Source organism: Streptomyces mirabilis (assembly GCF_039503195.1).
Lineage (GTDB): Bacteria > Actinomycetota > Actinomycetes > Streptomycetales > Streptomycetaceae > Streptomyces > Streptomyces mirabilis_D.
The window spans coordinates 7490258-7514338 of the sequence record NZ_JBCJKP010000001.1 but is presented as its reverse complement, the minus strand read 5'-3'; the positions used below and the strand labels follow the sequence as shown (position 1 = coordinate 7514338).

Sequence of the window (24081 nt, the reverse complement as noted above, 5' to 3'; positions counted from 1 at the left end):
GATCAAGGCCGGTGGAGGGGGTTCGGGACCGTGCCGTGCACCGCGGCGTGCGGGCGCTCGGGACGGTCGCGGTAGCCGTCGAGGTGCAGTCGGTTGCGGTTGAGGCACAGGCGCTCGATACGCGGAGTGAGCAGGTCGAACATCTCGTAGCGCTCCTTGAGCTCGGGGAAGCGCGCCTGGTGACGGACGATCTCCGCCCGGACGAGCGCCCAGAACTCGGCCTCCGGAACGCCCAGTTGTTCCTCGCAGAGCGGTGCGAGATAGCGGAAGACCCCCACGAAGAGCCCGGAGTGGATGAACTGGGTCAGGAACGCCGGCGGCTCGGTCAGCAGTACGTTCCGTACGTCGTCCGGCATGGTCGCGTGCTCGGGCAGGGGGTCCGCGCTCACGTTGACGTCGTCCACGAAGTCCTTCACCGCGAGGCGGACGGGGACGTCGTGGTCGTCGAAGACGACGATCGCGTTCTCTCCATGGGGGCTGAACACCGTGCCGTACCGATAGAGGAAGTGCAGCAGCGGCGGCAGGAGCGCGGCGAAGAGGCGGCGCAGCCAGACGTTGGGGGCGAGGCCCGAGCGGGCGACGAGCTCCGCGGTGAAGGCGCGGCCGTCCGGGTCGGTGTGCAGGAGCGCGGCCAGGGTGCGCGCGCGTTCACCGGGCGCCAGATGGCGCGAGACCGGCTCACGCCAAATCGCACCGAGCAACTCCTTGTACTGGTAGGGCACTTCGGGGAGGGCGTCGTACACGGGGTGGTTCACGGTCACCGAGGCGACCTCGCCGAGCAGGATCACCCCGCAGGTGTCCCGCAAAAAGGGGTCGGCATCTCTCAGGGCGTGCATCCAGGCGGTGACGGCGGGCGCCGCGAGCGTGCGTTCCGTCGGCAGGCCGCGCCAGACCAGGGTGTTGAGCACGGACAGCGGCAGTTTCACCGTGTGCCGGTCCGGGTGCGAGACGTTGAGGAACGTACGGATCGACTGCTGCGGGAGCCGCAGGTCGCCGTCGGAGGGCAGCGGCACGATCGCTCCCGCGGCTACGGAGGGCGCGAACAGCGGCAGCACGACGTCGTCCCACTGCCAGGGGTGCACGGGCAGATAGAGGTACGACTCCGGCGTGAGCCCACGCGCGCGTAGTACCCCGTCGAAGGACTCCCTCGTGGCGGGGGCGAGTTCGCGCGCGTAGAGCTGTTCGGCGGAGTGGAGGCTCGGGACGCCTCGGTAGGTGGCGAGCGTGGTGTGCACCGCCATCCAGGGAATCGGCGTCGCTCTGCGGGCCTCCGGTGCCCAGTCGGCGGCGTCCGTCGCCGAGAAGCCGAGGCGGCCCTTGTTCAGCACGATCCAGGGGTGGCCGGTCTGGTGGCCCTCCAGTTCGGCGTAACCGAGGTCGGCCAGTTCGGCCACCGTACGGGCGTCGCGGTGGAGGCGGGCGTCCGCGGCGAGCGTCGTGCTCAGTTCACGGACCACGTGGCCGAGCGTCGCGCCGTCGATCTCCAGCGTGCCGCGGGCCCGGGTGAGGAAGCCGAGCGGGTCGGTGAAGGGGCACGGCTCAGCCCCGTCCTCGGTGAGGGTGAGCGAGGCGGGGTCGACGCGCCAGCTGTCGTACGAGGCGCGGCGGGCGCGGAAGGAGAGGCTGCCGCCGGCGTCGAGGCGCAGGGCGTAGGGACGGAGGGTCTCGGTGTGCCCGGTGTCCTCGCGCGGGGTGTCCCGGTACGGGGTGTCGTGGTGAGCGGAGGCGGGGCGTGGTGAGGGTCGCGAGGAGGCCGCCCCGGTCGAGGAGTCGAGGCCGGTCGCCGGATTGTGCGCACCGCGGAGCAGGGCCACTTTTCCCTCCGCGCCCCGTCGAGCCTCCGACCCCGGCTCCGACCCCGAACCCGGCTCCGACCCCGAACCCGGCTCCGAACCCGGATCCAGATCGGACTCCGGATCCAGGTGGGACTCCGGATCCAGGTCGGACTCCGGATCCAGGTCGGACTCCGGATCCAGATCGGACTCCGGTTCCAGGTCGGACTCCGGTTCCGGTCTGACGATCTCCTCGTGGGCGAACTCGCCGATCATTTTCGCGAGGAGTCGGCGGCCGACCTGGTCCCATCGGTCTTTGCGCAGCTCGGGCGGGTCGTACAAGGCGGGCAGCTCTCCGGATGCCGGGGTGGCGGATGGACGCGGCACGGGGACTCCTTGGCAGGGAACCGGATCGGAACGAGCGGTGCGGTGAGGGCAGGGCGCTACAACAGATCGCGCAGGCTCCGGTCCCGGACCATGAGGGCTGCCCGTTTGCCGGGCAGGTCGACCTCGGCGGAGAACCGGAAGCCCGCGCTCAGGAAGGCGGCGACGGAGGGCGTGTTGCGGAGGTCGGGTTCCGCGACGACGCGGGCGCAGGCCGGTCGCCTGTCCAGTACGAGGTCGGCGACGGCGCGGAGCAGGGCGGAGCCGAGGCCTCGTCCGCGGTTGGCGACACCGCCGACGAGGAGGTGAAGGCCGGTGTCGTGCGGGCGGGCGGGATAGTGACGCGCCAGGAGGTCGAGGTCCGCGCGGTAGATCTCCCAGTAGCTCATCGGGGTGCCGTCCAGCACACCGAGGCAGGGCACACTGCGGCCGTCGCCGTCGAGCTGGCGGCACAGATGTTCTTCCGCGACCGACTCGGGCCCTGCCAGCTCCCAGAACTCCGCGACGGCGGGGTCGTTCATCCAACGGGAGACGAGCGGGAGATCACGCTCCACTCGGACGGGGACCAGGTGGAAGGTGCCCACGGGAGTGGCGATCGGGCCCCAGCCACCGATGCGGTCGAGCAGGTCGTCTCCCCCGGCCGACTCGACCTCGGAGCCGAGGAGCGCGAGGAGCTCGTCGGGCAGGCGCAGGTCGAGGGTGTCCTCGTTGTCCGTGCCCGGCCCGGGGCCCGGGTCGGTGCCGAGGTCGGTGACGGGGGCGGTACCGGCGTCGGTGCTCGCATCGGTGGGAGGCACGGCGACGCTCCTCTCAGGAGACGGGGTGGGACATGTTCCTCAGGGCCGGCAGGGGGTTGGCGAGGATGGCTTCGTCAGGGATGGCAGGGGGTCGGTGAGGGCGGCTTCGTCAGGAATGGAGCGGGTTGGCGAGGGTGACGTAGACGGACTGGGTGTCGACCGGGCCGACGAGTTCGTCGAGGCCGTGCAGCCGGGTCAGCAGGTTGGCCTTGCAGCGCAGGACGGGCGAGTCGAGGAGGTGGGCGGGCAGGGGCGTACGCAGTCGGGCCGGGCCGTAGGCCACGTCGGTGAGGAAGCGGCGGAAGGCGGCGAGCAGCAGTTGTTCGTCGGCGAGGTGCTGGGAGCCGAACGCGCCGATGAGGCCGAGCACGTTGTTGATCGCCAGGTAGTAGGCGAAGCGTTCGTCGGTGACCTCGTCGGAGACGAAGGTGTCGCTGTGTTCGCCGATGCCCGGCAGCCGGGCGTCCAGCTCGGCGCGCCGGGACGCGCGGAAGTAGTAGCCCTGGTTGTCGCGGTAGCGGCCGCCCGTGGGCCAGCCCTCGGGGTCCAGCAGGAGCAGGGTGTTCTGCTGGTGTGCTTCCAGCGCGATCCCCGCCTCGCTGTCGAGCCAGAGCACGGGGCGTACGACGTGCTCGAGGTAGCGCAGGAACCACTCGGCGGCGACGGCGCCACGGGGCCTGCTGGTGCGTCCGGCGAGGCGGGTGACGATCTCGGCGAGCCGGGATCGCATCACGGGCCGGTCCTCGGATCCGCTGCGTGCGCCGGGTCGGGCGTGGGGCCGGGGAGAGACGAGCCCCGCGACACAGCCGGCGTCGTCGGTCGGCCCGAACGGGTTGTGGCGGATCATCACGTCGAGCCCGACCAGGGGGGTGCCGTCCGGGGCGTTGACGGCGAGCCAGGCCGGGTCGCGGACGATGTCGAAGCCCGGGTGGGCGGACTGCCACTGCTTGGACAGGCCGCTGCGCAGCAGACGGTGGACCTCCACGCCACGGTGGAGCTCCTTGCGGAGGTTCTCACGGCGGGAGTTGGTGATGCGCAGGCCCAGCGACAGCTTGAGCATCGCTGGGGCGCCGGAGCGGTAGAGGGTGCGGACGGAGGAGGTCGGATGCCAGGCGGAGCCGTGCGGGCCGAGGTCCCGGAGCAGTCCGGCGTCGAGCAGGGCCGCGGTCTCGGGTCGGTGCCGGACGTCGGCCAGCTGCCAGGGGTGCAGCGGCAGGGCGGTGTACCCGTCGGGCAGGGACAGCCCGGCTCCCGCCAGCCGCGCGGTGATCTGCTGCGCGGGGACGGGTCGGCCGCGCTCCGTCCACGCCGAGTCGGCCGCCAGGACCGCGGGGGCGACCGCCATCCAGTGCAGCGGGAAGGAGCCGCGCAACTCGGGTGAGTACAGCCGCGCTTCGGCGTCGGAGAGCCCTTCCCGGCTCTTCGGAGTGGGGTGCCACGGGTGCCCCAGCACCAGTGCTTGTTCGGCGGCGAGGAAGAAGTCGGGGGTGTCCGCGGGCCGTTCCCTTCGGTCGTTGATGAACACGACGGTCCGCCGCACCGAGTCGGCGACACGGCCGAGCAGGTCGGCACCGTCCCCGGCGGTGCCGGTCTCGGAAACGGGCGTCGACGTCACCTCGGCCGTGCTCGTCGTCCGCCGGCCCGTCGCCGCTTGGCGCGCGAGCAGCGCCGCGACGGTGACGGCGTCGGCGGGCGGTGCTCCCTCGGGAGCGTCGGCGAGGTGCGGGAGGCCGAAGCGGTGCCAGCCGGTCGGGGACCAGTGGTGGACCGGCGTCAGGAGGGAGGTGCCGCTGGCCGGGAGGGGGATGCGGAGGGTGCCGTCGGTGGGGGCGGGCAGGTTGTTCTCGCGTACCCAGCAGCGCAACAGGTTCTCGACCGCCGCGGCCTGGGCCGCGGTGTGGGCGGCGGGGTGCTCCAGCAGGTCGGCGGTGGCGCCGCGCAGCCGCTCGGTCTCCCGGGCCCCTCCCTTCTGCCGGGGGACCGCGTCGGCTCCCGGAGCCGGGGGGGTCTGCGTGCCACAGGCCGCTCGCTCGTGGGTGTCGGGACGGCCGTCGGGTGTGGGGGTGGCGTTCAAGAGAGTTCCTCGGGGTCGTTCAGGCTCGTGCGGCGACGAACCGGGGCGGTACTGGCGTGCGTGGGGCGTGGGGCGTTCCTGGTCGGGCCGGGTGGGCGGACGGTGGTCCGGTCGAGTGGGGGACAAGCGGGGTGGTCCGAGTGGGGTCGCCGTCGCGCCCGGGCGCGGGGCCCGTCGAGGGGACCGCCGTAGGGGCCGCCCGCGGCGGTCGCAGGTCCTATCCGGCGTGCTCACCGGATGCGGATCCCCGACCGTGCCCGGCCACGCCGCCCAGTCCCGCTCGCGCCGCCGCAGCCACCGTCGCCACCGCGTCCGCCAGTCGATCGAGCACCGCGGTCGCCTGTTCGTCGCTGATCGTCAAGGGCGGGAGGAGTCGCACCACGCTCGCGCGGCGCCCGCCCAGCTCCACGATCAGACCGCGGCGCAGGCACTCGCGCTGCACGGCGGCGGCGAGTTCGGGGGCGGCGGGCCGGGGACCGTCGGTGGGGGTGTCCGGGGCTGTCTCGGGATCCACCAGCTCGACGCCGATCATCAGCCCACGGCCCCGAACGTCACCGATGCACGGGAACTCCTCGGCCAGTTGCCGGAGTTGAGCGAGCATGCGGGACCCCAGGGTCGCAGCGCGCTCGGCCAGTCCGTTCTCGCGGACGTACGCGAGGGTCGCCGTTCCCGCGGCCATGGCCAGTTGATTGCCGCGGAACGTGCCCGCGTGGGCGCCCGGTTGCCAGACGTCGAGGTCGTCGCGGTAGACGACGACGGCCAGCGGCAGACTGCCTCCGATGGCCTTGGACAGGACCATCACGTCCGGGGTGATCCCGCTGTGTTCCACGGCCCAGAAGGCTCCGGTGCGCCCGACGCCGGTCTGGACCTCGTCCGCGATCAGGGGAATGGAGCGCGCCGCGGTGATCTCGCGCATCCGGCGCATCCAGTGGTCGGGCGCGGGAATCACCCCGCCCTCGCCCTGGACGGGTTCGAGGATCATCCCGGCGGGGCGTGGCACGCCGGACTTGGTGTCGTCGAGCAGGGACTCGGTCCAGCGCGCGGCGAGTTCGGCACCTCGCTCACCGCCGATGCCGAACGGGCAGCGGTAGTCCTGGGGGTAGGGCAGGCGCGCGACCCGTACCTCGGTCGCGCCCCCGGATGCTTCGAGCGCCCCCGCGGTCATCCCGTGATAGGCACCGGTGAAGGCGAGCATTCCGGTGCGTCCGGTCGCGGCGCGCACCAGTTTGAACGCGGCCTCGACGGCGTCCGTCCCGGCGGGTCCGCAGAACTGCACCCGCGCGCGGGCGGCGAACTCCGGGGGCAGCGTGCGGAACAGCTCGGTGGTGAAGGCGTCCTTGACGGGTGTGGCCAGGTCGAGGACGTGCAGTGGCGCCCCGGAATCGAGGACTTTTCTGATCGCCTCCAGGACCACCGGGTGGTTGTGTCCCAGGGCCAGGGTGCCCGCGCCGGAGAGACAGTCGAGGTAACGGCGCCCGTCCGCGCCCTCGATGGTCAGCCCCCGCGCCCGCACGGGGACGATCGGCAGGGCGCGCGCGTAGGTGCGGGCCGCCGACTCGCGCGCCGACTGACGCCGCAGAATCCCCTCGTGCGCCGCGCGCGCCCCCTCGGACACTCCGGGCACCGTCTCTCGCACCCTCTCGGACACTCCGGACACGACCTCCCGCGTCTCCTCGGGCTCGCGCCCCACCGGTACCACCGCAGACTCGGTCACGGCCACGACTTCAGGTCCTCCCGCTGTCCAGAGGCGAGTTGGCAGGGGGCTCTGAGCGCAGGCGGCAGGCCCCCGTACGTACCAACGACGCGACCGGCTCGGGGAAGCGGGTGAGTCGAAGATCCTTGCCGTGACGGAACCGTTGCCGTTCCGTGGGATGTCCCCCACAGCGAGCGCATAGTGTGTGGTGCCGTTCAGAACACCGAACGATGCACCTGTGTCCCGTACCGAGGGACTTTGGATCGGCGGATCCTGACAGGTTCTCTTACGTCCAGGGGGAGTTACACCATGCGATCCATACGCCCGTCCTTCGCCGCTCGTCGAGGGAGGAGCGCGCGCCGCGGAACCTCCCCCGTACTGGCCGCCGTCGGCCTGACGGCGGCGCTGGCGCTGACCGCCACCGCCTGCGACTCGGGCAACAGCAACGCGAGCGGCCAGGCCGGCGCGTCGGCGTCCCAGAGTGCCGACGACAAGATCAAGATCCCGGACGACATCAAGAACAAGCTCAAAGAGCACGGGATCGACATCGACAAGTGGAAGAACGGCGCCTGGAAGAACTGGAACAAGGACGACTGGCTGCGCGAGGCCAACGACTTCGTCAACCCCATCATCAAGGGGCTGTGGGACCCGGACCGGATGCGCGGCGCCAACGACCCGGACAAGAACAAGGGCGTCGACGAGAACGACCTCTCCGGTGACCAGGGCGTCACCGACGCCACTCCGGCGCCCGTGGCGGCGAAGGCCGTGAGCGTCGCCTACCACGACAACGTGCCCGAGGCGGGCAAGGTGTTCTTCGACTCCCCCGAGGGCACGATGGTCTGCTCGGCGACGGTGGTCGAGGACCCCGCGCACCCGGGCAAGTCGAACCTCGTGTGGACCGCGGGCCACTGTGTGCACGCCGGCAAGAAGGGCGGCTGGTACCGCAACATCGCCTTCGTGCCCTCGTACAACGACGCCGGCAGGACGTCCGCCCAACTGCAGAACGCCACGCGGACGGAGGTCGCTCCGTACGGTGTCTGGTGGAGCGACTGGGCGCAGACCTCGGACCAGTGGATCGCCCAGGGCGGCTCCACCGGCGGCCAGGGCGCGTCGTACGACTACGCGGTCCTGCATGTGACGCCGGAGAAGGGCGGCAACGGCAAGTCGCTGGAGGAGACGGTCGGTTCGGCGCTCCCGGTGAACTTCAACGCTCCGGCCGTACCCAAGGTCGCGAGCATCACGGCGACCGGTTACCCGGCGGCGGCGCCGTTCGACGGGCAGAAGCTGTACCAGTGCACCGACAGGCCCGGCCGTCTGTCGATCGCCAAGGCGGACCCGACGATGTACCGCATCGGGTGCACCATGACCGGTGGTTCGTCCGGCGGCGGCTGGGTGGCGACCGGGTCGGACGGCAAGCCCGCCCTGGTGTCCAACACCTCGATCGGCCCGGTCAGCGCGGGCTGGCTGGCGGGTCCGCACCTGGGTACGGTCGCCAAGGGTGTGTACGACTCGGTGAGCAAGAAGTTCGCGAGCCAGTGAGCCAAGGGGGCAGTGGGACCACGGGCCCGTGAGACGACGATGCGCAGGCGGGTGACCCGACGGGCCTGACAGGAATCGCACACGGGCCGCACGGGCGGCGGTGGGGTGGCGCACGGAACCCTTCACCACTCCACCGCCGTTCGCCCCCAACGGCCCGGGCATAGTGAGGTGTCAGCACGTCAACGGGGGTTACACCAGCATGCGTTCCGTACGTACGCTCGGCGCGCGCGGGCGCGGTCGGCGCCGCGTTCTCACCGCCACCGGCCTCGCCGCCGCCCTGGCCCTCACGCCACCGCCTGCAACTCGGGCGACGACAAGGCGAGCGGGCCCAGCTCCTCCTCGTCGCGGAACGGCGACGACAAGATCAGGATCTCGGAGGCCGTCAGGAGCAAGCTCAAAGAGCACGGCATCGACGTCGCGCAGGCGCTCTACGAGAACATGAGCAAGCGGTACGGCGGACGGTAGGCGCCGTGCTCACCCGGCCGCGGCGAAGGCCCGCCCCTGCGAGAGGGTGCGGGCCTTCGTACGTCGTCCCTGCGGAAGCGGGCGGCTAGAGCGCGACGGGCGCCGGAACGTACGGCGCGAGGTCGGCCGCCAGTTCCTCGTGCACCCGCACCTTGAGCAGGGTGCCCTCCGGGGTGTGCTCCTCGGAGATCACCTCACCCTCGGAGTGGGCGCGCGCGACCAGCCTGCCGTGCGTGTACGGCACGAGCGCCTCGATCTCGACCGAGGGGCGGGGCAGCTCGTTGTCGATGAGCGCGAGCAACTGGTCCATGTTCATACCGGTGCGGGCCGAGACCGCGATAGAACGCTTCTCGATCCGCATCAGCCGCTGGAGGACCAGCGGGTCGGCCGCGTCCGCCTTGTTGATCACCACGATCTCGGGCACGTCCGTCGCGCCGACGTCGCGGATGACCTCGCGCACGGCGGCCAGCTGCTCCTCCGGCGCCGGGTGCGAGCCGTCCACCACGTGCAGGATCAGGTCGGAGCCGCCGACCTCCTCCATCGTGGAGCGGAACGCCTCGACGAGGTGGTGCGGCAGGTGACGTACGAACCCGACCGTGTCGGCCAGGGTGTACAGCCGCCCGCTCGGGGTCTCGGCCCGGCGCACGGTCGGGTCGAGGGTCGCGAACAGCGCGTTCTCGACGAGCACGCCCGCGCCGGTGAGGCGGTTGAGCAGAGAGGACTTGCCTGCGTTGGTGTAGCCGGCGATGGCGACCGAGGGCACCTTGTTCCTGCGTCGCTCCTGGCGCTTGATCTCGCGGCCGGTCTTCATGTCCGCGATCTCCCGGCGCATCTTCGCCATCTTCTCGCGGATACGACGCCGGTCCGTCTCGATCTTGGTCTCACCGGGACCACGGGTGGCGAGGCCGCCGCCCTTGCCGCCGCCCATCTGACGGGACAGCGACTGACCCCAGCCGCGCAGCCTCGGCAGCATGTACTGCATCTGCGCGAGCGCGACCTGCGCCTTGCCCTCTCGGGACTTGGCGTGCTGGGCGAAGATGTCGAGGATCAGGGCCGTACGGTCGATGACCTTGACCTTGACGACGTCCTCGAGGTGGATCAGCTGGCCGGGGCTCAGCTCACCGTCGCAGATCACGGTGTCGGCGCCGGTCTCCAGGACGATGTCCCGCAGCTCGTTGGCCTTGCCGGATCCGATGTACGTCGCCGCGTCGGGCTTGTCCCGGCGCTGGACGACGCCGTCGAGCACGAGCGCGCCCGCGGTCTCCGCGAGGGCTGCCAGCTCGGCGAGCGAGTTGTCCGCGTCCTGAATCGTTCCCGTGGTCCACACACCGACGAGGACGACGCGCTCCAGACGGAGCTGTCGGTACTCGACCTCGGTGACGTCCTCGAGCTCGGTGGAGAGGCCCGCCACACGGCGCAGGGCCGCGCGCTCGGAGCGATCGAACTGTTCGCCGTCCCGCTCTCCGTCGATCTCGTGGCTCCAGGCGACGTCCTCTTCCATCAGGGCATCGGCCCGAAGACCTTCGGGGTAGTTCTGCGCGAGGCTCTGCGCGTCCTGGGAAGGGGAAGAAGAGGAGGTCATTGGATCCTTACGTCGATGGGGACACCGATACGTCACTGGTGGTATCGATGGCGTCACTGGTGAAACCTGTTGGCGACGGACACCGCCCGTCACAGGGAAGAACGTCCGGGACCACCGGGAGATTCCCGGATTCCGCCGGGCCAACCCTCCGCGGGGCCGCGCCGCCGACCTGATGATGGTCGCACGGCACGTCCCGTCTCGTCATCCGAGTTCTCAGGCGCCCTTGCGTGCCTTCGGGGCGTCGCTCTTCCAGTCCGGGTGACCGGGCATCGGCGGCGTCTTCGAGTCGTAGAGCCAGGCCCGGAAGAACCCGCTCAGGTCACGGTTCGCGAGGTCGGACGCGAGCCGCTCGTAGTCCGCGGTGGTCGCCGAGCCGTCCCGATGGAGGGCGACCCAGGTGCGCTCCAGGCGCTCGAAGGTGGGGTGTCCGATCTCCTGGCGCAGCGCGTACAGGGCGAGCGCGGCCCCGTCGTAGACGCTCGGCCGGAAGATGCTGATCTTCCGTCCCGGAGCGGGCTCCTTGGGCGCCGCGGGCGGCCCTCCGGCGGCCCGCCAGGAGTCGGAGGCGCGGTAGGCCGCCTTCATACGGGTCTCCATGGGCTTGTCCGCCTTCTCCTCGGCGTAAAGGGCCTCGTACCAGGTCGCGTGGCCCTCGTTGAGCCACAGGTCGGACCAGACGCGGGGGCTGACGCTGTCGCCGAACCACTGGTGCGACAGCTCGTGCACCATGATCGACTCGACGTACCACTTGGGCAGCGCGGGCTCCGTGAAGAGCTCTCTCGAAGAGAGAGAGTGTCTGTGTCTCCAGCTCGAAGCCGGTCTGCGCCTGGGCCATCAGCAGCCCGTAGGTCTCGAAGGGGTACGGGCCGACCTTGCTCTCCATCCAGGCGATCTGGTCGGGCGTCTTCTTGAGCCACGGTTCGAGCAGCTCACGGTCCTTGGTGGGCACGACGTCACGGAGCGGCAGGCCGTGCGGACCCTCGCGGTGCGCCACGCTGGAGCGGCCGATGGACACCTGGGTGAGTTCCGTGGCCATGGGGTGCCTGGTGCGGTACGTCCACGTGGTGGACGTACCGGCCCGGTCCACCCCGGCGGGCAGGCCGTTGGCCACGGCGGTGTACCCGTCGGGCGCGGTGACGTGGATGGTGAACATCGCCTTGTCCGAGGGGTGGTCGTTGCACGGGAAGACCAGGTGCGCGGCGTCGGCCTGGTTGGCCATGGCGAGGCCGTCCTTCGTCCGCACCCAGCCGCCGTCCCCGTTCCCGGTGGTGACCGGATCGCTCGAGTGCCGCACGGTGATCCGCATCCAGCCGCCCGCGGGCACCGGTTCCCCGGGCGTCACCACCAGGTCCTCCCCGGCGCTCGTGAACGTCGCCGGCGCGCCGTTGACCTCGACCGATTCCACCGTGCCGTGCGTGTAGTCCAGATTGACGCGCTCGAGCCGCTCGGACGTCACGGCGTCGATCGTGGTGACGGCCGCCAGCGGTTTGTCGTTGACGCCGGGGTAGGTGAAGGAGAGGTCGTACGACTTGACGTCGTACCCGGGATTGCCCAGGTGCGGGAAGAGGCGGTCACCGATACCGAGGGGCGTGGCCGGGGACGGGGCGCTCGCGGCGACGAGACAGACCGAGACGGCGGAGGCGAGGAGCGCCCCCTGGATACGACGTTTCCTGGTGCGGGGGGTGAGCAGCATGGACCACGGCTACCAGCGCGCACCCGCCCCGCGGCGACGACTCGCACCCGGCCCACCCGATCGGGTGCTACTGCGTGGCAGCCGCCGCGTGCTGCGCCCGGCTCACGTCGTACACGCCCGGCACGTTCCGCATCGCGCGCATCAGCCCGGGAAGGTGGGCCGCGTCCGGGAGTTGCAGCGTGTACGTGTGGCGTACGCGCTGCTGGCTGGGGGGTTCGACGGTGGCCGAGACGATCGCGACGCCCTCCAGGGCGATGGCTTCGGTGAGGTCGGCGAGCAGATGCGGGCGTCCGAAGGACTCGGCGACCAGCGTGACCCGGCACTCGGTGGTGTCGCCCCAGCGCACCTCCACCTCCGCGCGCCCCGAGTTCTTCATGCGCGCCACTCCGGCGCACTCCACGCGGTGGACGGTCACCACTCCCCCGCGTACGGCGAAGCCGGTCACCTCGTCGGGCGGTACGGGCGTACAGCAGCCCGCGAGGCGTACGGAGGCGCCGGGCTGGTCGACGACGACGTTCGCGGCGGCGGGGCGGGCGGCAGGGGCGTCGGTGGGGCGGCCCGCGGGCGCCTCGGCGGACGGCCTGCGGGCCGCGGCCGGGGGCTCGGTGGTTTCCGGGGCTTCCCGGGCCGCCGGTTCCTCCGTGGCGACGGGTGAGGGGTGTGCGGCCAGCCACCGCTGGATGGCGATCCGCGCGGCGGGCGTGTGCGCGTGCTCCAGCCACTCTCTGGAGGGCTCCGAGGCGGGCTCCTGACCCATGAGGAGCTGCACGGTGTCGCCGTCCTTCAGGACCGTACTGAGCGTCGCCAGGCGGCCGTTGACGCGGGCGCCGATGCAGGCGTGCGCGTCCTCGCCGTACTGCGCGTAGGCGGCGTCCACACAACTGGCGCCCTCCGGAAGGCCCAACGAGCCGCCGTCTGCGCGGAAGACGGTGATCTCGCGGTCCTGGGCGAGGTCTTCGCGCAGCGTGGACCAGAACGTGTCCGGGTCCGGGGCGCCCTCCTGCCAGTCGAGGAGCCGGGAGAGCCAGCCGGGGCGGGTGGGGTCCACCCGCTCGCCGTCCACCGGGCGCCCGCCGACACCCGGCCGACCCTCGGACTGCTCGTCCGACTGCTCCTCCGAAGGAGGAGCGTAGGGATTGCCGAGGGCGATGACCCCGGCCTCGGCGACCTTGTGCATCTGGTGGGTGCGGATGAGGACTTCGGCGATCTCGCCGTCGCCGCTCGCGACAGCCGTGTGCAGCGACTGGTACAGGTTGAACTTGGGGACCGCGATGAAGTCCTTGAACTCCGAGACGACCGGGGTGAGACAGGTGTGCAGTTCGCCGAGGACCCCGTAGCAGTCCGCGTCCTCGTTCACGAGCACCAGGAGCCGTCCGAAGTCGGCACCACGCATGGGCCCGCGTTTGCGTGACACGCGATGCACGGAGACGAAGTGCCGTGGCCTGATGAGGACTTCGGCCGGGATCCCGGCCTCGCGCAGGACCGTGCGCACCTCCTCGGCGATCTCGGCCAGCGGGTCGCTCGCGCGCGAGGCGTTGTCGACGATGAGTTCCCTGGTGTGCTCGTACTCCTCGGGGTGCAGGATCGCGAAGACGAGGTCCTCCAGCTCGGTCTTGAGCGCCTGGACGCCGAGCCGTTCGGCGAGCGGGATCAGTACGTCCCTGGTGACCTTGGCGATGCGCGCCTGTTTCTCGGGGCGCATGACGCCGAGCGTGCGCATGTTGTGCAGCCGGTCGGCGAGTTTGATCGACATCACGCGGACGTCGTTGCCGGTGGCGACGAGCATCTTGCGGAACGTCTCGGGCTCGGCGGCCGCCCCGTAGTCCACCTTTTCCAGCTTGGTGACGCCGTCCACGAGATAGCAGACCTCGTCGCCGAACTCCTCGCGTACCTGATCGAGGGTCACTTCCGTGTCCTCGACGGTGTCGTGGAGCAGGGAGGCGGTCAACGTCGTGGTCTCCGCGCCAAGTTCGGCGAGGATCAGGGTCACGGCGAGCGGGTGGGTGATGTACGGCTCACCGCTCTTGCGCATCTGGCCGCGGTGCGAGGACTCCGCCAGTACGTAGGCCCGGCGCAGCGGTTCCATGTTCGCGTCGGGGTGGTGCGCGCGATGTGCCTCGGCCACGTGACCGATCGCGTCGGGCAGCCGGTCGCGGGGCGTCGTACCGAGCAGCGCGGCGCGGCCGAGGCGGCGCAGATCGATCCGGGGACGGCTCTTCCTGCGGTGCGATGGGGGTGCCCCCTGCTCATGGGGGTCCCCCCGCTCGAGCGAAGTCGAGAGTGGGGGAGAGGCCGAGAGCTCGGGGGAGGGCGTTGCAGGGGCTGGCGTCGCGGGGTTCGTCGCCTCCGCACTCATGGGCACCTCCGGCTGCGTAGACCGGCGGACGGGGCGCCCCATGGCGTACACGGCTCAGGGGTTGGTCCCGATTCCCCCGTCCGGGCCGGTGCTTGATGCTACCGAGCCCATCACGCCCGGCTGACCGCCTCTCGCCGAGCGTGAAACGGATCACCCATTCGAGCGAAGGTTCAGGGGGTTTACGGACGCGAGGTTTTGGAAGGAACCGGGGTTACGACATCGTCCGGGACGTCCATTCAGAAGACGTCCGTTCAGAAGACGTCCATTCAGAACGGGACGGTGCCCAGCCACTCCGCGTCGAACTCGCCCTCGGCGACGATCACCGCGGGGCCGGTCATCTCGATCTCGCCGTCCGGGCGCTCGGTGATCACCAGACGGCCGCCGGGCACGTCGACGGTGTACGTCGACGGAGTCCCCGTCACAGCCGGGTCGGCTCCGTCACGACGGGCCGCCGCGACGGCCACGGCGCACGCGCCCGTACCGCACGACCGGGTCTCCCCGGAGCCGCGCTCGTGGACGCGCACGGCGACGTGCTGCGGCCCCCGGTCCACCACGAATTCGACGTTCACCCCGTCCGGGTAGGCCGCGGCCGGAGCGAACGGCGGCGGCGTGAACAGGTTGCCGGCGTGCGCGAGGTCGTCCACGAAGGCGACGGCGTGCGGGTTGCCCATATTGACGTTGCGCGCGGGCCAGCTGCGCTCGCCGACGCTCACGGTGACGTCCCCTTCGGGGAGGACCGCCTTGCCCATGCCGACGGTGACGGCGCCGTCACCGTCGAGGTGCACGCTCTTCACGCCCCCGCGCGTGGCGACCGCGATGTCTCCCTCGGCCACGTGTCCGGCACGCTGGAGGTAGCGCGCGAACACCCGCACTCCGTTGCCGCACATCTCCGCGACCGAGCCGTCGCCGTTGCGGTAGTCCATGAACCACTCCGCTTCGGCCGCCATCTCCTTGGCCTCGGGGTGCGCGGCGGACCGAACGACATGCAGCAGACCGTCGCCGCCGATGCCCGCGCGGCGGTCGCACAAAGCGGCCACGGCGGTCGGGGGCAGGTCGATGGCGTTCTCCGGGTCCGGGACGATCACGAAGTCGTTCTCGGTCCCGTGACCCTTGAGGAAGGCGATCCGCGTGCTCATTCCTCGATCCTAAGGGGTCGGTCCGACACACCCCGGTCCCGGCAGGGGGCCCAGGTGAAGGCGGACCTCAGCGGAGGCGGGCGACGCGCCCGACGGCGAGTACCGCCACCGCCGCGACCACCACGACGTACGCGAGCACGACACGCCAGTCCAGACGGCGGCCGGTGCCCCGCGGCGGCAGGCCCGGCCAGACGTAGCCGACCCGGCGGGCGGCCATCATGCCCCAGCCCGCGGCGCACGAGCAGATCAGCAGGCCGAGCATGGCGACCACCGCGCCGCCGTCACCGAACTCGAAGGCGAGCGGGAAGGCGAACATCAGGGAGCCCGTCGCGGCCAGGATGACGATCGGCGCGAGCTGCCAGATCCGCAGTCGACGCTGCGGGCGCAGCTCGACCTCGACCTCGGGCGGCACCATCTCGTCCGGTGCCGGCCCGTCGGCGCTCACACCGCCGGAAGGCTCGTCGGGCCCGTCGGAGCTCAGTGGAGCGGCGTCGCCACCGAGCCGCTCACCGTCGCCGCCCAGCAGGTCCCCGTCAGGGCCCAGTCGATCTCCGACGAAATCCTGACGTTCCAGCGGTTCCAGCCGTTCGTGCGGTTTCTGCTGCTCCTGCGCGGTGTCGTGCTCCGCGTCCTGTGCGGTGTCGCGAGGGCCGGCCTCCATCGCCACGCGCCCTCCCAACTCGGACTCCACTTGGTCGATCGAAGCTCGATGATGGCACGGCGCCGAAGGCCCGGACGGCGGCCGGAGCGTCCCGATGCCATGACGTGATCAGGCTGTGACCGGTCGTTCGACCAACGCCAGGGCGAGCTGCGGGAGTTCTGTGAGATCCGCCGCAGCGCCGCTCAGCCAGTGCACCCGGGGATCGCGCCGGAACCAGGAGTCCTGACGCCGCGCGAAGCGTTTGGTGGCGCGTACGGTCTCGGCGCGCGCCTCGGCGTCGGTGCACTCCCCGGCGAGCGCCGCGAGCACCTGCTGGTACCCGAGCGCCCGCGATGCCGTACGCCCCTCACGCAGTCCGTGCGCCTCCAGCGCACGCACCTCCTCGACGAGCCCCGCCTCCCACATTCGGTCGACGCGGCGCGCGATGCGGTCGTCGAGCTCGGGGCGCGTGACGTCGACGCCGATCTGCAGGGTGTCGTAGACGGAGTCGTGGCCGGGGAGGTTCGCGGTGAAGGGCTTTCCGGTGATCTCGATGACCTCGAGGGCGCGGACGATACGGCGGCCGTTGCTGGGCAGGATCGCGTGCGCGGCCTCCGGATCGGCCGTGGCCAGACGCGCGTGCAGCGCTCCGGGGCCACGCAGCGTGAGCTCCTCCTCCAGCCGGGCCCGCACCTCGGGGTCGGTGCCGGGGAACTCCAGATGGTCCACGGCCCCACGGACGTACAGCCCGGAGCCGCCCACCAGGATCGGCCAGCGGCCGTCGGCGAGCAGCGCGTCGATGCGGGCGCGGGCGAGCCGCTGGTACTCGGCGACGCTGGCCGTGACGGTCACGTCCCAGATGTCCAGGAGGTGGTGCGGGATCCCGCCGCGTTCCTGCGGCGTCAGTTTGGCGGTACCGATGTCCATCCCTCGGTACAACTGCATGGAGTCGGAGTTGACGACCTCGCCGCCGAGCCGTTGGGCGAGGTAAACGCCCAGATCGGACTTTCCAGCGGCGGTCGGTCCTACGACGGCGATGACCCGGGGGGCGGGGGGTGCGCTACTCACCACCCCAGTCTCGCAAACCTCGGGGCCTCTCCTCGAACGAGCTACGTGACGCCACGGGCCCGGGGTCGTTGCCTGTTGCGAGGTTCCAGCCGCCGGTTTTCGAAAGCCGGTGACCCGTGCGTCGCAATGGGACGCACCGGGTGACGCGGAATTTCGCCCTCACGAGTACCGTATGGAGTGGATATGGGCGTTTTTGCACGACTTCTTGGAAGGTCGAAGGCTACGGAGGAGGCGTCAACCGCCGCGGTGCAGGCCGACACACAAACGGCCGATACCGAGGTGGAGGTGACGGAGGAGGCGAAGGGTTCGTCCGAGAAGTCCGAAGGCTCCGAGAGCCCGGGAGGCCCCGAGAGCGATGGCGGGCCCGCGGCGACCGAGCCCGCGGAGGCCACCGCCAAGGATGACGTCGAGATCCCCCAGCAGCAGACCGCCGAAAAGGCCGCGGACAACGAGGCCGGCGAAAGCGCCCGCACGTAACTGTCCCGCGAGGGAAGGTGGACCATGAGTCTCCTGGACAATTTGAAAGCCAAGCTGGCACCCGCCAAGGACAAGGTCTCGGACCTCGCGCAACAGCACGGGGACAAGGTCACGCACGGTCTCGACAAGGCCGCGAAGGTGGTCGACGAAAAGACCAAGGGCAAGTACAGCGACAAGATCCAGACGGGCACGGGCAAGGCCAAGGGCGCCATGGACCGACTCGCGCACAAGGAATCCGACGGCGCCACGCCGCCGCCGGACGTGCCCCCACCGCCTCCGACCCCCTGACGGGCACACATCGGCACACATCGGCGGACGGCCGCGGAGCACATCGGGCTCCCGGCCGTCCGCCGTGTCCGGGGGCCGCTGTATCCGGGCCACCTTGTCCGGGCCACCTTGTCCGGCCGACCGTATCGAGGCTCGGCTCTGTCGGCCGGCGGCCTGCTCGGGCGCAGCCCCAGGACCGCTCGGACCACCAGGACCGCTAGGACCCTGGGACTCCCAGGCCCCTAGGACTCCCAGGGCCTCGGGGACCGCCCCCTAGGACCAGGCCGCCACCAGGTACCCCACCCCGTACGGCGCGTCCTCGTACAGCAGGGCCCCGCCCAGATCCGCGCCCTCGGCCGCGCCCGCGAGGACCTGCCAGGGGGCCCGCCCCGAGACCTTCAGTTCGTACGCCAGCTCGGCGTCCAGCGCCTTCAGGGCCGCCACGTCCGCCGTACCCAGCGCCCGCGCGACCTCCGCGTCGAAGCCCGCCGCGCGTTCGTCGAGATAGCCGGGTGCCTTGAGCGTCCGGCACGCGCTGGCGTCGCCCATCACCAGCAGGGCCACCCGGTCGGCCCGAGCGACGATCCCCGCCCCGGCCTGGACGCACCGCTCGACCTCGAGAGGTTCCCCCACTCCAAGGCCTTCGACGGGGGCGTCGGACCAGCCCGTGCGCTCCAGCAGCCAGGCGGCGACGGCGAGCGAGGGCGGAAGCGGACGCTCCGGCGACCCGGCAGGCGACGCCCCTCCCCCGAGGCGCACGTCGAGGTCCACACCGAACCCGCGGAAGGAGCCCGGCGTCCCCTCCGGGAACGGCCCGCGCCCGCTCTCCTCGGCCGGCCCGACGACGACCAGCAGGTCGGGGCGCGAGGCTGCCAGCACCCCCAGAGCGTCCGTGCAGGCCGCGCGCGCGGCGGCCAGTTCCGGTGCCGCACCGGCGGCGACCTCGGGGACGAGCAGCGGCGGACAGGGGCAGACTGCGGCGGCTACAAGCATGATCGGCAGCGTAACCCCGCGCGGCCGGTCCAGGAGCCCCCCGTCCCGGGGTCAGTCGCAGCCGCACCCGCTGCCGGTGGCGACCGGCAGCGGCTCCGGGGCACCGATCTTCGGCAGCCCCAGCATCACACCGGCGGACTTCGGCGCCTCGGCCGCGTTGCGCTTCCCCCAGGCGTCCCCCGCGCGCGTGCGGCGCACGTCCAGGACGGCGCCCTCGGCGAGCAGGTGGTGCGGGGCGGCGTAGGTGACCTCGACGGTGACCACGTCGCCGGGGCGTACTTCCCGGTCGGGCTTGGTGAAGTGGACCAGGCGGTTGTCGGGGGCACGACCGGAGAGGCGGTGGGTGGCACCGTCCTTGCGGCCCTCGCCCTCGGCGACCATCAGCTCCAGGGTGCGGCCGACCTGCTTCTTGTTCTCGTCCCAGGAAATCTGCTCCTGGAGGGCGACGAGACGCTCGTAGCGCGCCTGGACGACCTCCTTGGGGACCTGGTTCTCCATGGTGGCGGCCGGGGTGCCGGGGCGCTTGGAGTACTGGAACGTGAACGCCGCCGAGAAGCGGGCCTCCCGCGCCACGTGCATGGTCTGCTCGAAGTCCTCCTCGGTCTCGCCGGGGAAGCCCACGATGATGTCGGTGGTGATGGCGGCGTGCGGAATGGCGGCGCGCACCTTCTCGATGATCCCGAGGTAGCGGTCCTGCCGGTAGGACCGGCGCATCGCCTTCAGGATCGGGTCCGAACCGGACTGCAGCGGCATGTGCAGCTGCGGCATCACGTTCGGAGTCTCGGCCATGGCGGCGATGACGTCGTCGGTGAAGTCACGGGGGTGCGGGGAGGTGAACCGGACCCGCTCCAGGCCCTCGATCTGCCCACAGGCCCGCAGCAGCTTGCTGAACGCCTCGCGGTCGCCGATGTCGCTGCCGTACGCGTTGACGTTCTGCCCGAGCAGGGTGATCTCGGAGACGCCCTCGCCGACCAGTGCCTCGATCTCGGCGAGGATGTCACCGGTCCTGCGGTCCTTCTCCTTGCCGCGCAGCGCCGGGACGATGCAGAAGGTGCAGGTGTTGTTGCAGCCCACGGAGATGGAGACCCAGGCCGCGTACGCGCTCTCGCGGCGGGTCGGCAGCGTGGACGGGAACGCCTCCAGCGACTCGGCGATCTCGACCTGCGCCTCTTCCTGCACGCGGGCGCGCTCCAGGAGGACCGGCAGCTTGCCGATGTTGTGCGTACCGAAGACGACGTCCACCCAGGGCGCCTTCTTCACGATGGTGTCGCGGTCCTTCTGGGCCAGGCAGCCGCCGACGGCGATCTGCATCCCGGGGCGCTTCGTCTTCATCGGCGCGAGGCGGCCGAGGTTGCCGTACAGCCTGTTGTCGGCGTTCTCCCGGACGGCGCAGGTGTTGAAGACGACGACGTCCGCGTCCCCGTCGGACCCTTCGGGCGCGCGCACGTAACCTGCGCCTTCGAGGAGCCCGGAGAGCCGTTCGGAGTCGTGGACGTTCATCTGGCACCCGTAGGTGCGCACCTCGTAGGTCTTGGGTTCCTGAACGTCCACTGCCTGACTCCGGTCGCTGCTGCTGGTCATGCCTCCAAGGGTAGGCGGTTTCGGGAGAGCCCCCGCCCGAGGGTTTCGAGGAGCGGGCCGAGCCCGACCACGAGGTCGGCGGCCGTCCCCACCGGGCCGGGGCGGCCCGTGATGCAATGGGGCACCACAGAACTGATCTCGGGGTGGAGTGGGGCGTGTTGAGCGACGGTGGGGCCGATGTGGAGAGTTTCCAGCCTCTGGAGGACGGTGATCCTCGGGTCGTCGGCGGCTACCGGCTGGTGGCACGGCTCGGGTCCGGGGGCATGGGACGGGTCTATCTCTCGCACACGCCGGGCGGGCGGGCCGTCGCGGTCAAGGTGATCCGGCCGGAGCTGGCCGAGAACGCCGAGTTCCGGAAGCGGTTCCAGGCCGAGGTGGCCGCCGCGAGCCGGGTGCACGGGCTCTACACGGCTCCGGTCGTCGACAGCGACACCGGGGGGTCGATCCCGTGGTGCGCGACCGCCTATGTGCCGGGGCCTTCCCTCGCCGACGCGGTACGCGATCACGGGCCGCTGCCCCTCGACACCGTGCTGCGACTGATCGCCGGTGTCGCGGAGGCCCTGCAGGCGGTGCACCGCGAGGGCATCGTGCACCGGGACCTCAAGCCGTCGAACGTGCTGCTCGCCGCCGACGGCCCGCGGGTCATCGACTTCGGTGTCGCACGGGCCGCGGACGCCACGTCGGTGACGATGAGCGGCACGGCCCTCGGAACCGTCGCCTACATGGCGCCGGAGCAGGTGCTCGGCGGGGATGCCATGCCGTCGGCCGACGTGTTCGCGCTGGGGCAGACCGCGGTGTTCGCGGCGACGGGCGGCGCCGCCTTCGGGGACGGGGATCCGCACGCGGTGCTCTACCGGGTGGTCCACGAGGAGCCCGACCTCAGCCGCGTGCCGGCGGAGATACGGGAGCTGGTGGCACGGTGTCTGCGCAAGCCCGCCGCCGAGCGACCTTCCGTCGAGGAGGTCATACGCTCCGTCCAGACGATCCAGGCGGATCTCGGTGCCGAAGCGCGGTCCGCGTCCGGGGCGTGGCTGTCGGGTGAGCTGGCGGCGGGTATCGCGGCTCGGGCCGAAGGCGCCGATCGGGCCAGGGCGGAGGCGGTTGCGGACGCTCACGCTTCGGGGACCTCCGGGGCTGCGGAGGCCGCGGGGGCTTTCGGACCCGCTGGATCCGGCGCCTTCGCTCCCGCCGGTCCCAGCGGTCCGGCCGGTCCCAGCGGTCCCGGCGTTTTCGGGCCTCCGATGGCCTACTCCCCCGCTGCGCCGTCCCATGCCGCGCTGCGCGGACCCTTCGTGAGGGGGCCGGGGGCCGCGCCGGGTCCGTACGCTCCGCACCCCTGGCAGCAGCCGCAGGAACCGGACTCCGCACAGACCTCCTCGGTGGGCACGGACGGCAACGGCCGCAAGGCCCGGGGCTGGGTATGGGCCGCAGCCGCGGTCGTACTCGTCGCCGGTGGGGCGGCCGCCGCGCTGCTGCTCGTCCCGCGGGACGGCGACAAGAACGACCACCGGGCTCAGGACGTCGCCGCGTCGCAGTCGGCCACGTCCGCGGAGGCTTCGCCGTCGGCGTCCGGCTCCCCGTCACCCCGGGCCTCGAAGAAGCCCAAGACGGCCAAGTCCGCTCTGCCGCCGAGCCCTTCGGGGCCCCCGACGCCCACGCGGACCGCTACCTCGGCTCCTCCGACCGTCGCGTCCAGCAAGCCCGCGGCCCCGACGGCCCCCGTCCCGGTGACGTACTCCGGGATCCGGATGACCGCGAGCCACGACCTGTATCTCGCGGACACTCCGGTGCGGTCCAAGGCGGACACCGGGACCTCCGACGAGGATCTGACGTACGCCGTCTACTCCTCGGGGGCGGTCCTCGCCCCCGGCACCGACTCCGGCAGCTCCCTCGCCCTGCTGCCCGTGGGGCGGCAGGGAAGCCTGGACGCGTGCAAGGCGGCGACCGGCTACAAGAGCTACATCTGGGTCAAGGACCTCACCGTCGGCCAGCAGATGTGCGTGGTCAGCGGGACGGGGCACGTGGGGCTCGTGACGTATCGGGGTTCGTCCGGGACGACGTACGCCACCTTGGACGTGAGGGTCTGGCGCAACGCGGCCTAGGAGCGGACCTCTTCATCCCGCACCGGTCGTCGCACCATGAAGACGTCGATCGGGTCCTGAACCTCCACGGTGAACCCGTGGCGCTCGTACAGTCGCCGGGCGGCGCTGCCCTGCAGGACGTTCAGACGGACGGGCAGGCGGTCGGCGTCGGTGCGGTCCAGCTGGGCGCGCAGGACGGCCGAACCGAGCCCCCGGCCCTGCAAGTCCGGGACGAGATAGAAGTGCTCCAGCCACAGCCCGTCCTCGGCCGGCCTCAGCGTGACACAGCCCGCGAAGTCGCCGTCGACGATGACGACCGACGTGTGCCCCGGGAAGAAGGACTCCCGCAGCCGCCGACGGACCCGGCACTCGTCGAACCGGCCCAACCGCTCCAGGTCCGGGCGCATCACCGTCGCCCGCAGCTCGGCGATCACCTCCACGTCCGCCTGCTCCGCGGGGCGCAGCGCCCATTCCACGGAACGGCCCGGCCCTTGGCCCGCCCCTTGGCCCGACCCGTTCCCGGGCAGCGCCCGCCCCGGCCTTGTCAGGTCCGCCCCCGCACTCGTGTCCATGGTGGGAGTCTCTCAGTGGCCTGCCGAGACGTTGAATCCTCATCCCGAAGGGGCTGAAGTGACCGAAGTACCCGAAGCACGCGAAGTTCCCGAAGAGACCGGCGACCGTGACGCGTCCCGGTGGTCGCGCGCCGAAGCCTTCCTACGTGCGCGGGGAACCGCCGAGATGCCGCATCCGGGCGGCACGCTGCTGGAGCACCTCGGCCGTGTCCGACGGCTCCTGGCCGACTGGGGCGGTGACCCCGCGATCCAGGCGGCGGGGCTGTGCCATGCCGCGTACGGAACCGACGGCTTCGACCCGTACCTGCTGCCGGTCGCCGAGCGGGCGACCCTGGCGGAGCTGATCGGCGACCGGGCCGAGGCACTGGTGTACCTGTACGCGAGTTGCGACCGCGACACCGTCCTTCCCCGGATCGGGCGCGATCGGCCCGTGGTCTTCCGTGATCGCTTCACCGGCCGCGAGCACATCCCCGCGGACGACGACCTGCGAGCGTTCTTGGAGATCACCGCCGCCAACGAGCTCGACGTACTGGCCCACAACGCGGAACTGGCCGAGCGGTACGGCCCGTCCCTGTACCGGCTGTTCACCGGAGCGGGCGACCTGCTGTCCGCCCCGGCACGGGACGCCTTCTCCCGGCAGCTCGGCCCGCACGCCGCGCTCCCGGATCACTGATCGCTCATCACTGATCACTGAGTTCGACCGACTCGTACCGACCACGGCCGTGGGCGGAGCCCGAACACTTCAGGTCAGCGAACACTTTTACCCGTCACTGATGGCATGCCCCGGTCAAATCTGCCAGGCTTCCCGCAGCCGTAGCCCTGACCACAGGGAGACGCAACGGAAATCTCACCCCAGCGATCGCGCAAGCGATGCGCGCAGCCCCCGGCTGCCCCCGGCGCACCCAGGCCGT

Annotated in this window: 17 protein-coding genes and 1 pseudogene; 5 read left to right on the top strand and 13 right to left on the bottom strand. The window is 71.5% G+C overall.

Annotated elements, in window-relative coordinates:
* Nucleotides 1-2 precede the first annotated feature (2 nt).
* The 4 genes from AAFF41_RS34440 to AAFF41_RS34425 form a co-directional block, all read right to left on the bottom strand.
* A complete protein-coding gene (locus tag AAFF41_RS34440) occupies nt 3-2159 on the bottom strand; it encodes an IucA/IucC family protein (protein ID WP_343325152.1) in 2157 nt (718 codons plus the stop codon).
* Nucleotides 2160-2215: 56 nt separating this feature from the next.
* Nucleotides 2216-2953, bottom strand: a complete 738-nt coding sequence (locus tag AAFF41_RS34435; protein WP_319748425.1) for a GNAT family N-acetyltransferase — start codon at nt 2951-2953, stop codon at nt 2216-2218.
* Nucleotides 2954-3062: 109 nt separating this feature from the next.
* The gene (locus AAFF41_RS34430; RefSeq protein WP_319748424.1) at nt 3063-5027 is read right to left on the bottom strand and encodes an IucA/IucC family protein; all 1965 of its coding nucleotides are present in this window, start codon (nt 5025-5027) and stop codon (nt 3063-3065) included.
* A 217-nt stretch (nt 5028-5244) separates the two neighbouring features.
* Nucleotides 5245-6663: a diaminobutyrate--2-oxoglutarate transaminase family protein gene (locus AAFF41_RS34425; protein WP_319748607.1), complete on the bottom strand. Its 1419-nt coding sequence runs from the start codon at nt 6661-6663 to the stop codon at nt 5245-5247.
* 366 nt (nt 6664-7029) lie between these two features.
* Here AAFF41_RS34425 and AAFF41_RS34420 point away from each other — a divergent pair, with 366 nt between their 5' ends.
* Nucleotides 7030-8259 (top strand): trypsin-like serine peptidase, encoded by a 1230-nt coding sequence (locus AAFF41_RS34420; protein ID WP_343325151.1) that lies wholly within the window; start codon nt 7030-7032, stop codon nt 8257-8259.
* Between the two features lie 550 nt (nt 8260-8809).
* On the opposite strand, the gene hflX is transcribed toward AAFF41_RS34420, so the two are convergent.
* The 6 genes and pseudogenes from hflX to miaA all read right to left on the bottom strand — a co-directional run bounded on the left by hflX (nt 8810) and on the right by miaA (nt 17199).
* Nucleotides 8810-10306 (bottom strand): GTPase HflX, encoded by a 1497-nt coding sequence (gene hflX, locus AAFF41_RS34415; protein WP_319748422.1) that lies wholly within the window; start codon nt 10304-10306, stop codon nt 8810-8812.
* A gap of 213 nt (nt 10307-10519) precedes the next feature.
* Nucleotides 10520-11999: pseudogene (locus AAFF41_RS34410) on the bottom strand (M1 family metallopeptidase).
* A 67-nt stretch (nt 12000-12066) separates the two neighbouring features.
* Nucleotides 12067-14355, bottom strand: coding sequence for a RelA/SpoT family protein (locus tag AAFF41_RS34405; RefSeq protein WP_319748420.1), 2289 nt, complete (start codon nt 14353-14355; stop codon nt 12067-12069).
* A gap of 266 nt (nt 14356-14621) precedes the next feature.
* A complete protein-coding gene (gene dapF, locus AAFF41_RS34400; RefSeq protein WP_319748419.1) occupies nt 14622-15491 on the bottom strand; it encodes a diaminopimelate epimerase in 870 nt (289 codons plus the stop codon).
* Nucleotides 15492-15558: 67 nt separating this feature from the next.
* Nucleotides 15559-16152: a hypothetical protein gene (locus AAFF41_RS34395; protein WP_319748606.1), complete on the bottom strand. Its 594-nt coding sequence runs from the start codon at nt 16150-16152 to the stop codon at nt 15559-15561.
* Between the two features lie 108 nt (nt 16153-16260).
* Entirely contained in the window at nt 16261-17199 is a 939-nt protein-coding gene (gene miaA, locus AAFF41_RS34390) for a tRNA (adenosine(37)-N6)-dimethylallyltransferase MiaA (protein ID WP_319748418.1), read from the bottom strand.
* A 246-nt stretch (nt 17200-17445) separates the two neighbouring features.
* Between miaA and AAFF41_RS34385 the strand changes: the two genes are divergently transcribed.
* Both AAFF41_RS34385 and AAFF41_RS34380 read left to right on the top strand, forming a co-directional pair.
* The gene (locus tag AAFF41_RS34385) at nt 17446-17676 is read left to right on the top strand and encodes a gliding motility protein (RefSeq protein WP_319748417.1); all 231 of its coding nucleotides are present in this window, start codon (nt 17446-17448) and stop codon (nt 17674-17676) included.
* A 24-nt stretch (nt 17677-17700) separates the two neighbouring features.
* Nucleotides 17701-17964, top strand: a complete 264-nt coding sequence (locus tag AAFF41_RS34380) for an antitoxin (protein WP_097286505.1) — start codon at nt 17701-17703, stop codon at nt 17962-17964.
* 252 nt (nt 17965-18216) lie between these two features.
* On the opposite strand, the gene AAFF41_RS34375 is transcribed toward AAFF41_RS34380, so the two are convergent.
* Both AAFF41_RS34375 and miaB read right to left on the bottom strand, forming a co-directional pair.
* Nucleotides 18217-18936 carry a class III extradiol dioxygenase subunit B-like domain-containing protein gene (locus AAFF41_RS34375; protein ID WP_319748416.1) on the bottom strand — a complete coding sequence of 240 codons (720 nt, stop codon included), beginning with the start codon at nt 18934-18936 and terminating at the stop codon, nt 18217-18219.
* 51 nt (nt 18937-18987) lie between these two features.
* Nucleotides 18988-20517: a tRNA (N6-isopentenyl adenosine(37)-C2)-methylthiotransferase MiaB gene (gene miaB / locus AAFF41_RS34370; RefSeq protein WP_343325150.1), complete on the bottom strand. Its 1530-nt coding sequence runs from the start codon at nt 20515-20517 to the stop codon at nt 18988-18990.
* A 155-nt stretch (nt 20518-20672) separates the two neighbouring features.
* On the opposite strand from miaB, the gene AAFF41_RS34365 reads away from it, so the two are divergent.
* The gene (locus AAFF41_RS34365; protein ID WP_343325149.1) at nt 20673-22619 is read left to right on the top strand and encodes a serine/threonine-protein kinase; all 1947 of its coding nucleotides are present in this window, start codon (nt 20673-20675) and stop codon (nt 22617-22619) included.
* Here AAFF41_RS34365 and AAFF41_RS34360 read toward each other — a convergent pair.
* On the bottom strand, nt 22616-23170 hold the full coding sequence (locus tag AAFF41_RS34360) for a GNAT family N-acetyltransferase (RefSeq protein ID WP_343325148.1): 555 nt from the start codon (nt 23168-23170) through the stop codon (nt 22616-22618). The two genes, AAFF41_RS34365 and AAFF41_RS34360, sit on opposite strands and share 4 nt — an antisense overlap.
* A 58-nt stretch (nt 23171-23228) precedes the next feature.
* Here AAFF41_RS34360 and AAFF41_RS34355 point away from each other — a divergent pair, with 58 nt between their 5' ends.
* Complete coding sequence (locus AAFF41_RS34355) at nt 23229-23843, top strand: DUF6817 domain-containing protein (RefSeq protein ID WP_343325147.1); 615 nt, start codon at nt 23229-23231, stop codon at nt 23841-23843.
* The last annotated feature ends 238 nt before the right edge of the window (nt 23844-24081 follow it).